Here is a 13,514-nt window from a genome sequence, read left to right as displayed (position 1 = left end):
AAAAAGTAAGCCCGACTAGGCTTAATTCGCGGGTAGATTGCGGCGCCTAATCGGGTCTAGTTTTAGGATAAAATTTACTGCACCGAAATTATGATCGCTCAAATCTAAACGCAGAAAAAGGTACACTTATCTTTAGGCTTTAGCGATTAAATCGCAAATCTTAATTTTAATGATATTTATAAATTTAACTAGATGCTATAAACTTAAAAATCGATTTAAAAAGTCGGGGGATTATAGCGAAAAAATATGAAAAATAGAAGGTATGGATAAATAAAAAGCCACATGCGGAATCTTAATTAAAAACAATTATGCTCTATTTTACTATAAAGTCCGCAAATTTGAGCGGACTTTATAAATTTAGTTTTTAAAACTATGAATAGGCGCGGGGATCTGGCCGCCGCGGGCGATGAAGCCCGCTGATGAGTTTTTATTTACGCTCATTACGGGCGCGCTGCCGAGTAACCCGCCAAACTCCAGCGTGTCGCCCTCTTTGCCCTTTGGGATGATGCGCACGGCGGTCGTTTTTTGATTTATCACGCCGATCGCGGCCTCGTCGGCTATGATCGCGGCGATCGTCTGCTCGGGCGTATCCTGCGGGATCGCGATCATATCGAGCCCCACCGAGCAGATCGCGGTCATCGCTTCGAGCTTTTCTAAATTTAACGAGCCTGCGCGCACTGCGGCGATCATGCCCTCGTCTTCGGAGACGGGGATAAACGCGCCGCTAAGCCCGCCTACTTGGTTGCACGCCATCACTCCGCCCTTTTTGACAGCGTCGTTTAGTAGCGCTAGCGCAGCCGTAGTGCCATGCGTGCCTACGCGCTCTAGTCCCATCTCCTCAAGCACGCGCGCGACCGAATCGCCCACCGCCGGAGTCGGAGCTAGCGAGAGATCGACGATACCAAATTTTACGCCCAGCCGCTCGGACGCCATTTGACCGACGAGCTGTCCGATACGCGTGATCTTAAACGCCGTCTTTTTAACGGTCTCTGCGACCACGTCAAAGCTCGCTCCTCGCACCTTCTCAAGCGCGCGCTTAACGACGCCCGGGCCTGATACGCCCACGTTTATGACGACCTCGGCCTCTCCCACGCCGTGAAATGCGCCCGCCATGAAGGGGTTATCCTCGACGGCGTTGGCAAACACGACTAGCTTTGCAGCGCCAAGGTCCGAAAGCTGCGCGGTTTCTTTTATCACGCGTCCCATGTCGGCGACCGCGCTCATATTTATGCCTGTTTTGGTCGAGCCGATATTTACCGACGAGCAGACCTTTTGCGTCGCGGCGAGCGCGGCGGGGATGGAGTCGATTAAAATTTTATCGCCCTTTGCGTAGCCCTTTTGTACTAGCGCCGAAAAGCCGCCGATAAAGTCGATACCGACCTTTTTGGCAGCCTCGTCCATCGCCCTAGCAAGCGGCACGTAGTCAGTAGCATCCGTCGCCGCGCCGATGATGGCGATAGGCGTTACGCAGACGCGCTTATTTACGATCGGGATGCCGAGTTCTGCTGAAATTTCATTGCCGACATTTACCAGATCGCGCGCTTTGTCTGTGATCTTGGCGTAAATTTTCTCCGCCGCTTTGTCGATATCTGGATCGATGCAGTCAAGCAGGCTGATGCCCATCGTGATCGTGCGGATGTCGAAATTTTGCTCCTCGATCATCGCGATCGTTTCGGTTACGTTTTTGATGTCCATATCGGCGCCTTAGATATTGTGCATGGCGTCAAATATCGCCGAGCTTTGGATGTTTATCTTTACTTTTAGCTTTTCGCCTAGCTCGTTTAGCTCCCCCTTTAGAGCCGTGAAGTCCTGCTTTTCCTCGCTGGAAACCACCGCCATCATCGTAAAAAACTCGTCCAAAACCGTCTGGCTGATGTCGTCTATGTTTAGCCCAAGCTGCGCGAGCTTAGCCGAAACGCCCGCCACAATGCCGACCTTGTCCTTACCGATCACCGTTACGATCGCTTTCATTTGTCGTTCTCCTAAATTTGTAAATTTGCGAGAGTTAAAGCCCAAATTTGAGTAAATTCGGGCTTTAGATTTTAAATTTTACTTCGAGCAAGCGCTCCTGCCGTCCATCACGGGCTGGATAGACGAGTTGTCCGCGCCGCCGCCGTCGTTTATATTTTCGATTATCTCCCACAGCCTAGCCGCCGCTTTTTCGTAGCGTTTAGCCGTGACGGAGTTTGGCTCGTAAAAGCTCACCGGCTTGCCGCTGTCGCCGCCGACTCTAACGGCAGGCTCGATAGGTATCTCGGCTAGCACTTCAGTACCGTAGGCTTTTGCCACTTCCTCGGTCGTGCCTTTGCCAAATATATCATACTCCTTGCCGCTTTCAGGGCAGATAAATCCGCTCATATTTTCTATCACGCCGGCGATTGGGATGTGAAGCTTTTCAAACATATCAAGTGCTCTTTTGCTATCATCAAGCGCTACTACTTGCGGCGTCGTGACGCACACGCCCGCAGTCACCGGTACGCTTTGGGCTAGGGTTAGCTGCGCGTCGCCCGTTCCCGGAGGCATATCGAGGAACAACACGTCCAGCTCGCTCCAAAATACGTCTTTTAGCAGCTGCTCGATAGCTTTCATTATCATCGAGCCGCGCCAGATGAGACTCATGCCTTCTTCCATCAGCACGCCCATACTCATCATCTCGACGCCGTGAGTTAGGATCGGTTTTAGCTTGTTGCCGACGACTTGAGGCTGCGTGCCTACTTCGCCGAGCATTCTTGGGATGTTTGGACCGTAGATGTCGGCGTCTAGGATGCCTACTTTTTTACCTAGCTTTGCCATCGAGATAGCCAAATTTAGCGTCGTAGTGCTCTTACCCACGCCGCCTTTGCCAGAGCTTACCATTACGAAATTTTTGATCTGCGGAGCGATGTTTTTACCGCTTTGGCTGTTGCTTTTTTCCTCGGGGATTTTTGGCTGGATGATGTTGATGACGCATTCGTTTGAGCCCATCACGCGCTTTATATCGGTTCGCAGCTCGTTTGCTACGTCGGGATTTGAGCTTACGATCTCGACCTCGATTAAAATTTTCTCGCCGATTTCGACGTTTTTTACGAATCCAAAGCTCACGATATCTTTCTCAAAGCCGGGATATATCACGCCTTTTAGTCTGTTTAAGACATCCTCTTTACTTAACATTTTTCTCCTTCATTAGATTTTTTGAAATTTTATACGCGCAAAATTTAGGCCCGCACATCGAGCAAAATTCCGCCTTTTTAAACGACTCTTGCGGCAAGCTTTCATCATGCAGCTCGCGCGCTCTTTCGGGATCTAGGCTTAGCTCAAACTGCCTGTTCCAGTCAAAAGCGTATCTAGCGTCGCTCATCGCGTGATCGCGCTCTATGGCTCCAGCCTTGCCTAGCGCGACGTCGGCTGCGTGAGCGGCGATTTTATGCGCTACGATGCCCTCTCTGACGTCGTTTGCGTTAGGTAGGCCTAGGTGCTCTTTGGGCGTCACGTAGCACAGCATCGAGGCTCCGTAAAAGGCCGCTATCGTCCCGCCGATAGCCGAAGTGATGTGATCGTACCCCGCGCCGATGTCCGTAGGTAGCGGCCCTAGCACGTAGAATGGCGCGCCGTGACACAGCTCGCGCTCGATTTTCATATTATACTCTATTTGGTTTAAAGGAATATGACCCGGCCCCTCGATCATAACCTGTACGTTTTTCTCCCATGCGCGCAGCGTCAGCTCGCCCAAAACCCGCAGCTCGCTAAGCTGAGCTTCATCAGTCGCGTCGTATAAGCAGCCAGGACGCAACCCGTCGCCAAGAGATAGCGCGACGTCGTGAGCGGCGCAAATTTCTAAAATGTCATCAAAGGCCTCATAAAACGGGTTTTCTTTATGATGATGCATCATCCAGCTAGCAGTTAGGCTGCCACCGCGGCTAACGATACCCATCTTTCGCTTTGCGACCAGCGGCATAAATTTGAGCAAAAAGCCCGCGTGTATAGTAAAGTAGCTAACGCCCTGGTGTGCCTGCTTTTCAAGCGTTTTTAGGATGTCATCCGTCGTTAAATTTTCGACCTCTTTTATATCGTGGATGATCTGATACATCGGCACGGTGCCTATGGGAACGGTCGAGTTTGCGATTATAGCGCTTCTAATGGCATCTAGATCGCCGCCCGTGCTTAGATCCATGACCGTATCGGCGCCGTATTTTAGGCAAATTTGTAGCTTTTCGAGCTCGGCGCAGATATCGCTGCTTAGGCTTGAGTTGCCGATATTTGCGTTGATTTTGGTTTTGGCCTCCCTGCCGATCGCCATCGGGAGCAAATTTGCGTGATGGATGTTAGCTGGGATTATCATCTTGCCCGCGGCGACCTCGCTCCTAACGAGCTCGGGATCTAGCATTTCAGCTTGCGCTACGTAGTTCATCTCGGGCGTTATGACGCCTTTTTTAGCGTAGTACATCTGCGTCGGAGTTTTGTCGGTGGAGTCAAATTTGACCCGAAATTCTTTCATGTTTCGCTCCTTAAAATTTTGGTTCTAATCTTACTCAAAAAAGATAAAAACAAGCTTTTGGGATGTATAATATCGTAACACTTCGCCAAAGGAGAAATTTTGCTAGACGTTACGCTGATAATGCTCGGAGCCGGAAGCTCCAGCCGTTTTGAAATGCCCGTTAAAAAGCAGTGGTTGCGCGTCGGGAGCGATCCGTTATGGCTCTTTGCGGCTAAAAATTTAAGCTCGCACTATGCTTTTAAAGAGATAATCATCGCCTCAAACGAGGAAAAATATATGAGCAAATTTGCCCCGTCTTATCGCTTCGTAAAAGGCGGAGCGACGCGTCAAGAGAGCCTAAAAAACGCTCTTAAACTCGTTCAAAGCGAATTCGTTTTAGTTAGCGACATAGCTCGTCCTATGATTAGCGCCGAGCTTTTTTCTCGCATAATAGGCGGCATCCAAAACGCCGACTGCGTCGTGCCTGCGCTAAAAGTACCCGATACCGTTTATCTGGGCTCCCAGGCCGTCGATAGAGAGCAGATCAAGCTCATCCAGACTCCGCAGCTCTCGCGCACGGCAATGCTAAAAAGCGCGCTTGAATCAGGTCAAATTTACACCGACGATAGCTCGGCGATAGCGGCTGCGGGCGGTAAAATTTGGTACGTGCAGGGCGATGAAAACGCGAGAAAAATCACATTTAAAGACGACCTTTCTAAAATTTGCGGCCTTGGTGCGCCGTCAAGTGAAATTTACGTGGGAAACGGCTTTGACGTGCATGCCTTTGAAGAAGAGAAAAAAGAGGGAAGTTTCGTAACAATCGGCGGCGAGAAAATTCCTTTCGAGCGAAATTTAAAGGCTCACTCCGACGGCGACGTAGCTATCCACGCGCTCATAGACGCCATACTTGGAGCAGCTGGACTTGGCGATATAGGCGAGCATTTCCCAGATACGGACGATAAATTTAAGGGGGCAGACTCTGCTATGTTACTAAAAGAAGCATATAGGCTCGTTCAAAGCGTCGGATTTGAGCTTATAAACGCCGATGTCACCGTCATAGCTGAGAGGCCAAAGCTTAGTAAATTTAAATCAGCGATGGAAATAAACATCGCAAATGCGCTAAGTTTAACCCCGAGCCGCATAAACGTAAAGGCCACGACGACCGAAAAGCTGGGCTTTACGGGGCGAGGCGAGGGCATAGCTGCCACGGCGTCAGCGAGTCTAAAAATTTACGACTGGACGCAAAAATAAAACGACGAAAGTAAAAAAATGAGAGTTTTGATAATAGAAAACGAAATCTACCTAGCCCAAAGCATCGCCTCGAAGCTGGAAAATCTAGGCTATGAGTGCGAGATCGCAAGAAGCGCGGCGGAGGCGATGAAAAGCGAGCCTGGGCAGAGGGTAAAGGAGGGCGGCAAGGACGTGCACTTTGACGTGGTGTTGCTCTCTAGCGCGTTTGCGGGCGACGAGACGCTAAAAATCATACAAAAATTTAAAGACTCCGTCGTTATCCTGCTCATCACCTATATCAGCAACGACACCGTCTCGATCCCGCTAAAAGCTGGTGCAAGCGATTACATACAAAAGCCGTTTATGATCGAGGAGCTGGTGCGAAAGATCAAGCATTTTGAGGAGTTTAGGCGGCTGCAAACATTTATAAAGACCTATCAGGACTACTTAAACTATCATTTTAAGGCCGTTTCGGCGCTAAATTTCGACTTTAAGCGCATAAAGCTGCCGCTTCTCATCAAATGCAATAAAATGATAAACGCCGATAATTTTGTTTTCGAATACGCAAAGGCGCTAAATTTGAGCTTCAAATACGTCCCGCTAGAACCCGGCATCGACGTGGAGGCAATAGCCGCGGCAAATCCGCGCACGCTTTTGTACTTTTCAAATTTTCAAATTTTACGCCAAGAGGCCAAAAATCAGATCGTCTCTCTCGCGGCCAAACGCAAGATCATCGCAAGCTCGACCAATCCGAACGAAGAGACGCCGATGGAGACGCTAAATATCACAAGCGATGAGAAAAATTTCCAAATCGACGAAATTTTGACGATCGACGACTACATCAAGCACATCATCGTAAACTATCAGGACAAATACCCCGACACCGAGCTTAGCAAAAAGCTAGGCATCTCGCGAAAATCGCTTTGGGAAAAGAGGAAAAAATATGACGTCGTCAAGAAAAAATAACGCCGTTTGGATAAACGACGAGGCTTTCGGCGCGCTTGATCTCATAGAAAATCAAATTTTTAGCAAATTTAACCGCTTGATGAACGAAAATGAGGCGAACGAGATCTACGAGACGGGCTTTTTAGCCGGCGAGCCGATGCCATATACTTTCGTATTTGCGCCACACGGCAAGTGTAATCAAGAAACGATAAAAAACGCCTCAAAGGGCGATCATATCGAGCTTATCAACGGCGGCAAGGTCGTGGGGTATATTGAGGTCGGCGAGGTTTTTAAATTTAACGCTGAGAAAAGCTCGCAAAATATCTTTCGCGCTAACGAAGCCGCGCCCGCACAGCAAAGCCAAAGCGGCGAACTAGCCGTAAGCGGCGAGATAAAAATCTACGACGACAAGCTAGCTGAAGTAAGAAAGCTGATCGAAGAGGTCAAAAGGGAGCAAAATGTCCGAAAAATCTCGGCGATCATGCTAACCGCGGAGCCATTTAACCGCGCGCACGAGCGCCTGATCAGGATGACGATAGACAGCTCCGATCTGGTGCTTTTGTTTTTACTAAAAAGCCACGGCGCGGACGAGATGATGAGCTTTTCTCTCAAAAAAAGCGTGCTGGAATACTTCATCCAAAACTACGTCCCCAAAAACCGCCTGATCATCGTGCCTTTTGAGAACTCAAATCTCTTTAGTTCGCACCTAAATCCGACGCTCGAGTGTATCGCGGCGCATAGGCTAGGCGCCCATAAGCTCATAGTCGGGCAAAATCACGCGGGCATCGGTATGTTTTACGATCACAACGTCGCTCACACGGTGCTGGAGCGATACAAAAACGATCTAAATTTAGATATCGTAGTGCTGCCCGAGCTCGTCTACTGCGACGAGTGCAAGACGCTAGTTAGCACCAAGACCTGCCCGCACGGCCAACATCACCATATCAAATACCACGCCCAGACGCTAAAAACCTTGCTACTAGCGGGTATCCTGCCCCCTGCGATCCTCATGCGGCGCGATATCTCGGCGATGATACTGAGCGAGCTTTTTCCTAACCGATTTGAAAATATCCAAAAGCTTTGCGACGATCTTTTTCCTAGCAACGGACTGCTCGAAAAGCAGACGGAGAGGGAGTTTTACGAAAATTTGATGAAGCTTTATCAGACGACGTCGCTGACTTAAATTTGCTTTCGGCTTTTGCTGCGTCGAAATATCGTTTATTGCTGTATGCATGCGTTGTTTGTTTGGCACTTTTTGCCTATTTGGCACAGACGTATGGTTCTTTTCTATTATGGCTCGTTTTGTGGGGAGTGTGCTTTGCAGCTTTGTCGCGCTTGCAGTTGCTTCCCAAGAGCCACAAATTTGCAGTGCGAAGCAGGGGAAGAGTTAAATTTAGCTTGGGAAACTTCGCGTTTTATCGCCGCTAAAATTTACTGAGTGACTACTTTGCATTAGCGTTGCGAGCTTATCGTTTTGCGGTATCTTATCTTTGCTTTTGCGTTCAAATTTGCAAATTTTACTTGCCAAGACCCGCACCGCAAAAACTCTAAAATTTGGCACTTGGTATTTATGGCGCGAGGCGTTACGTTACTGCAGCTTGTTTGGTACAAGGCATAGTGCTCGGCTTTGGCGTCAAATTTAACGTTTTTAGGTATACGTCTTAACGAGTGATATGCTTGCTATCAAAATTTGAGAACCAAAAAAGCCTGGGTAAAATTTGCGGTTTTAGTTCAAATTTAGCGGCCCATGCGTCCAAATTTGAAAATATCCGAAATCCGCGAAAATTTGACGTCCGAATTTTGAAATTTGCGCGTTAAATTTGCTAAAATCGCACTAAAAATCGGCGAGTAAAAATGCGCCGATTATGATTTAAATTTGATTTCAAGGAAAAATATGCAAAGGTTATTTTTAACGTTTTTTGGCGCAGGTCTTAGCCCTAAGGCTCCCGGTACGGTGGGCTCTATTGCGGGTGCGGTAGCGGCGTACGAATTTTTGATATTTTTGCCCGCTTCCACGCTGTTTTTAGTTTCGATTTGCCTTTTTTTATATAGCATTAAGATTATCGACGACTATGAGGCAAAAACTGGCATACACGATCACGGCAGCATCGTGATAGATGAGGTTGCTGGCGTTTGGCTGGCGATTTCTATCAGCGGCGCTACGGCGGTGCAGTTTGCGCTCTCGGTCCTGTTTTTTAGGGCGTTTGATATCCTAAAGCCATCCGTGATCGGCCGCATCGACAAAAACGTAAAAGGCGGGCTGGGCGTGATGGGTGATGATATGCTAGCAGGGCTTTTTGCGGGGCTTCTTAGCGCGATTTGCTACGAGGCTGTGACGAAAATCGGACTAGACTACGAGTGGATTAAATTTGAGTTGCCGTTTGTGAAGTAAGTTTATTTGGCGATTTTTAGGCGGTTATTAAAATCAAATCCCGTTAAAATTTATCGCCTAAGTACTCTATATTAGTTTGTGTGTTTTTAGGAGGGGGCTATTTACGGGAGTCTTTGGTTATCTAAAATCAGAACTCAATAGTAAATTTAAAACAAAATAAATTAGCTAGAGTTTATTTTTTTGTTTGCGACATACCTTTTTGCTCGTAGGCATCGATCTCTCTTGCGTATTCAGGATTTTTCTTTTTTAGTTCGTTAGTCATAAAAGCTATTAGTTTGGCGTCGGCATTTTTATGTGAAGCTATAGCTAGAATAAAATTTAAATACTCTTTTGCATCCTCGGGCGCTACGCCGTCTTTTTTGGGCGGTAACCTAAAATTTGAAGAAAATGTCCTCAAAATAGAAAATAACTTATTTTTGCTAGTGCCTGGATCGTTTGCTACGGCGAGTAAATCATCTAGTGTGATGCCTCGATTGGCGACTTCTTTTGCCGCATTGTTGGCTGCAATTTTGTCGCTACCTAGCTTAACCGCCATAAAAATAAGGGAAGCGACGAGCATCAAAAGAATCGTCGCTAGAATTATTACTATAGTAGTTTGATTCATTATAGTTTCACCGTTTTATCTGGTTTTCTAAAATACGCCAAAACAGCTATCAAGACCATCAAAAGCGCGCCCACCCACACAAAAGTCGGCACCGGTATCGGCTCGCCAGCAGCATACGAATGCATACCGCTTAGGTAGAAGTTTACGCCAAAATAGGTCATTATGATCGACCAATAAGCAAACATCGAAGTCACGGCAAATGCGTACTGGCTGTTTAGCTTAGGAATAAATCTGATGTGTAAAACCGCCGCGTAAACGAGAATAGAAACCAGCGCCCACGTCTCCTTACTATCCCAGCCCCAGTAGCGACCCCAGCTCTCGTTCGCCCAAACGCCGCCCAGGAAGTTTCCCATCGTAAGCAGACTAAGACCCAGTATCATCGCCATCTCGTTTATACGCGTGGCCTCTAGGATATTTCGCGAAATTTCCTTATGCTCTTTGCCGCCTTGCAGGGCAAAAAGTACGAGTGTAAACATACCCAGTAGTGAGCAAAGTCCCAAAAATCCGTAACTAGCGGTGATGACTGAAACGTGGATCGTTAGCCAGTAGCTCTGAAGCACAGGCACTAGAGTAGTGATCTGCGGATCCATCCAGCTAAGGTGCGCGACAAATAGCGTAACGCCGGCTAAAATCGAGGTTAGCGCCATAGCTATCGGGCTTTGGCGTGAGAACACTAGACCTGATAAGCTAAGCGCCCAAGCGATGTAGATCATCGACTCGTAGGCGTTGCTCCACGGCGCGTGCTCGGCGATATACCAGCGTATGCTGATACCAAAAGTATGCAGTAAAAACGCTAAGATATTTACGCCGTAAACGATACCAAATAGCCATTTGATATTTAGTTTAGGCTTTGCCATCTTAGCAAACACGAAGCATAAAAGGCCAAACCCTGCCAAAAGATATATCGGCGTTAGCGACTCGAAAATTTTATATTCATTAAAAAATAGCTCCATCTCGATGCGTTTTTCGCCCGGGATGACCGCTTTGCCGTGTTCTTGCTGATAGGTTTTGATCTCGGCTAGAGCTTGATTTGCTCGGCGCCAGTTGTTGTTTTCTGTAGCTTCGGCAACGCTAGTGAAATAGCTTCTTAGCATTCTGCCGATCGGCTCGCTCTCGTTTTTAGGAAGATACATCATGGCTGAGGCTATACCGTACCATTTGTTATTCGGGTCGTCCATTTTTGGGAACATCGTAAAGACTTCGCCTATAAACACCATGTAAAGGATATTTAAGCGCTCGTCCACTTTTTGCAAGTCTTTATCAAACGTGCCTCGCTCGCCCGGAGTTTTGCGGTTTGCGGCTTCGGCAAATTTGTTTAGTTTGTAGATGATTTTACCGTCTTTATCACTTGCAAAAAAGTCGTTATAGCTCGCGTATTTAGCCTTTTCGTCTATGCCGATTAGCTTTTTTAGCTCTTTATTTCCGACGTAGATTATCGGCACGTCGCGCCAGTACGGGGCGTTTATCATCATAGAAAGTATGGCTTGGTTTGCATTTAGGCCGTCTAGCGTATCGCTGCGGTGGATCTTGTTTAAAATTTCTCTTGCTACGGTGTCAAAAGGCTTCATTCTGCCGTCGGCGCTTTGGATGATTAGCGTAGAAAGCTCTTTGGCGTGGTTTGCATCGATGTTTCTAGCGTTATCGGCCGCGTAGGTTTTGCTTGGGGCAAATGCTGCAAAGCAGGCTACCAGAACAAAGCTCGCGACTTTTTTAACGGCATCCTCGTTTATCATTTTAGCTAGTTTTCTAAAGCGCGAGCGAGGATTTACGACGTTGAAAAATAGTCCCAGTCCCAGCAAAAAGTAGCCGATGTAGGTCGGAATCTTACCCGGATCGCGGTTTACCGATAGTACGGTGCCAAGCTCGTCTTGGTCGTAGCTGCTTTGAAAAAATCTATATCCGTCGTGATCTAGTACGTGGTTCATATAAATTTTATACGGATAGTTTCCGCTCCTAGAGTCCTCGACGATGACGTCGCTAGAGTAGCTCATCGGCGAATTTGAGCCCGGATAGCGCTTAAGCTCGAAGTCTTCAAGTTTTAAAGAAAATGGAAGCTCGACCATCTTTGAACCCCAGTAAACGTTAAAAAGTACGCCGTCAATCTTAGCTTTAGCCGGTATGTAGCTGTTTTCGTAGAGCATGAGCTGCTGCGTCTGGCCGTCAAACGTCAAATTTGCCACCAATGCGTCATACTCGCCGTTTTTGCTCACGACTCGTTTGGCAGCTTTTGTTAGCAATGATTTTGGTACGAAATTTACATCCGTGACCGTATAGAGCTGCATCGGTAAAAACTCGGTCGCTTTGTCTTTTTCGTACTCGCCTTTTTCATTCGTCGCCATCGTAAAGTAGCCGATATTTTGGTTTGAAGTTAGATAAAATTTGCCATTTTTTAGCTCGATTTTGACGAAATTTTCAAGTAGCGGCTGCGCGTCGAATGCAAAGCTAACGCCGCCCACCTCGCGAGTTTCGCCCGCTTGCAGGCTTATTTCTTCTTTTGAGTCGAGGCTTGATACTGCAAGCCTAACGAGCGGCTCGCCTTTGTCTGCTTCGTAGTACTCGGTTTCGGCCTTTTTGTAGTATCCGTCAAAGGTTAAATTTGCTTTTTTGCCCGCGATTTCAAGCGGCAAGTTAAAATCGTTTGAACCGATGGAAGTGATTTGTTTCGGGATTGAGTTTGAGTAAATTTGACCGTCTTTTTCGGCGGCGATTTCTATCCTGGATATGGATCCGAATACCGCGTTTGAGGTTTCGTTTTCTCTGATGTGGATGTTGCCCTCAAAGCCTAGATATCGCGTCATCGCCGCGCCTAAAAGCATAAACAAAAAACTAACGTGAAATATCAAAACGGGTAGTTTTTCTTTTCTTAAAAGGTTGTATCTAAAAATATTGTAAGCTAAATTTATGCCTAAAAGCACCTGCACCAAAGCAAACCAACTCGCTCCGTAAACCGCTGCCCACGCGCTTTTTGTGTCGTAGTAGCTTTCTATTATCGTTGCCGCGCCGCTACCGATAGCAAATATAATAAGTAGCACGACGGCCGACGTCATACTGAAAAATAGGGATTTTAACTCGCTCAAAACATATCCTTGAACATAAATTTAGTAAATCAAAATGCACATTATAGTAATTTTTTTTAAATAATCTTACTTTTTAGTTATTATTTTATGATAATTTTTCGTCTTTAAATTTAAATAAATTTAATATAAACTCAAATTCGTTAAAGCCGTCCGCGCCCAAAAAGTGTCCGCCTTTTTCAAAGATATCGGGCGTTACGCCTAAATTTCGTGCGACCTTTAGGCTAAGCTCGCAAGGCACGATATAATCGTCTTTTGCGGCTATTACTTTTATAAAATTCGCTGCGGGTTTTATCTTTTCGTAGTCGATTTGCGGCTCGCAAAACTCATCCAAAATCGCAAATTCCTTAATCGGCTCGTCAAACGGCGAGATGAGGACTAGACCGCCAAATTTTGGTAAATTTGCAAAACTGCTAAGAAAATTTAGGCTAGTTATCGTGCCTAGGCTATGGGCGATGATAAATGAATTTTCGCCTAAATTTACGTTTTGCTTCATCGTTTCTAGCCACTGGTTTAGCTTTGGCGTTTGCGGATTTGGCATCTTTAAAATTTCCACCTCGGCAAGGCCGCGCATCTTTTCTTTAAACCAAGAAAACCAGTGGCTTTGCGGCGAGGCGTCGTAGCCGTGAATGATGTAAATTTGCTTTTTCATTAATTTTGCCTTTTTGAAAAAATACGCGAATTATATACAAATAAAATTAAAATAATTTTTGACGGAAATCGCAAGAATACTTTTTAAGTTATAAATTTAAGCAAACGGCGGATCAAATATCATCATCCGTTAAAATTTGATATTTGTAAATTTGACAAATTTAA

At 46.6% G+C, this 13,514-nt stretch carries 11 protein-coding genes; 4 read left to right on the top strand and 7 right to left on the bottom strand.

Annotated features, from left to right (window positions below; genetic code table 11):
- Window positions 1-357 precede the first annotated feature (357 nt).
- The 4 genes from CSHOW_RS07045 to thiC form a co-directional block, all read right to left on the bottom strand.
- Complete coding sequence (locus CSHOW_RS07045) at window positions 358-1,695, bottom strand: PFL family protein (protein WP_004321569.1); 1,338 nt, start codon at window positions 1,693-1,695, stop codon at window positions 358-360.
- Between the two features lie 9 nt (window positions 1,696-1,704).
- Complete coding sequence (locus CSHOW_RS07040; protein WP_004321567.1) at window positions 1,705-1,971, bottom strand: ACT domain-containing protein; 267 nt, start codon at window positions 1,969-1,971, stop codon at window positions 1,705-1,707.
- A gap of 78 nt (window positions 1,972-2,049) precedes the next feature.
- Window positions 2,050-3,150, bottom strand: coding sequence for an Mrp/NBP35 family ATP-binding protein (locus CSHOW_RS07035; protein WP_004321565.1), 1,101 nt, complete (start codon window positions 3,148-3,150; stop codon window positions 2,050-2,052).
- Window positions 3,140-4,474, bottom strand: coding sequence for a phosphomethylpyrimidine synthase ThiC (gene thiC / locus CSHOW_RS07030; protein ID WP_004321563.1), 1,335 nt, complete (start codon window positions 4,472-4,474; stop codon window positions 3,140-3,142). Before thiC ends, CSHOW_RS07035 begins: the two co-directional genes overlap by 11 nt.
- Window positions 4,475-4,573: 99 nt before the next feature.
- Here thiC and CSHOW_RS07025 point away from each other — a divergent pair, with 99 nt between their 5' ends.
- From CSHOW_RS07025 to CSHOW_RS07010, 4 genes are all read left to right on the top strand, one after another.
- Window positions 4,574-5,704 (top strand): bifunctional 2-C-methyl-D-erythritol 4-phosphate cytidylyltransferase/2-C-methyl-D-erythritol 2,4-cyclodiphosphate synthase, encoded by a 1,131-nt coding sequence (locus tag CSHOW_RS07025; RefSeq protein WP_004321561.1) that lies wholly within the window; start codon window positions 4,574-4,576, stop codon window positions 5,702-5,704.
- A gap of 18 nt (window positions 5,705-5,722) precedes the next feature.
- Window positions 5,723-6,649, top strand: coding sequence for a response regulator (locus CSHOW_RS07020; protein WP_004321559.1), 927 nt, complete (start codon window positions 5,723-5,725; stop codon window positions 6,647-6,649).
- Window positions 6,627-7,811 (top strand): sulfate adenylyltransferase, encoded by a 1,185-nt coding sequence (locus tag CSHOW_RS07015; RefSeq protein ID WP_004321556.1) that lies wholly within the window; start codon window positions 6,627-6,629, stop codon window positions 7,809-7,811. The genes CSHOW_RS07020 and CSHOW_RS07015 overlap by 23 nt, the downstream gene beginning before the upstream one ends.
- A gap of 711 nt (window positions 7,812-8,522) precedes the next feature.
- Window positions 8,523-9,020 (top strand): phosphatidylglycerophosphatase A family protein, encoded by a 498-nt coding sequence (locus CSHOW_RS07010; protein ID WP_004321550.1) that lies wholly within the window; start codon window positions 8,523-8,525, stop codon window positions 9,018-9,020.
- Between the two features lie 172 nt (window positions 9,021-9,192).
- Here CSHOW_RS07010 and CSHOW_RS07005 read toward each other — a convergent pair whose 3' ends face one another.
- The 3 genes from CSHOW_RS07005 to CSHOW_RS06995 all read right to left on the bottom strand — a co-directional run bounded on the left by CSHOW_RS07005 (window position 9,193) and on the right by CSHOW_RS06995 (window position 13,350).
- The gene (locus CSHOW_RS07005; RefSeq protein WP_039895329.1) at window positions 9,193-9,624 is read right to left on the bottom strand and encodes a hypothetical protein; all 432 of its coding nucleotides are present in this window, start codon (window positions 9,622-9,624) and stop codon (window positions 9,193-9,195) included.
- A complete protein-coding gene (locus tag CSHOW_RS07000; RefSeq protein WP_004321546.1) occupies window positions 9,624-12,701 on the bottom strand; it encodes a cytochrome c biogenesis protein CcsA in 3,078 nt (1,025 codons plus the stop codon). The genes CSHOW_RS07005 and CSHOW_RS07000 overlap by 1 nt, the downstream gene beginning before the upstream one ends.
- An 85-nt stretch (window positions 12,702-12,786) precedes the next feature.
- Window positions 12,787-13,350, bottom strand: a complete 564-nt coding sequence (locus CSHOW_RS06995; RefSeq protein ID WP_004321545.1) for an RBBP9/YdeN family alpha/beta hydrolase — start codon at window positions 13,348-13,350, stop codon at window positions 12,787-12,789.
- Between the last annotated feature and the right edge of the window lie 164 nt (window positions 13,351-13,514).

Origin of the sequence: Campylobacter showae, from assembly GCF_004803815.1 — a bacterium.
In the GTDB taxonomy this organism is placed as follows: domain Bacteria; phylum Campylobacterota; class Campylobacteria; order Campylobacterales; family Campylobacteraceae; genus Campylobacter_A; species Campylobacter_A showae.
This window is presented reverse-complemented; position numbering and strand designations above follow the sequence as displayed.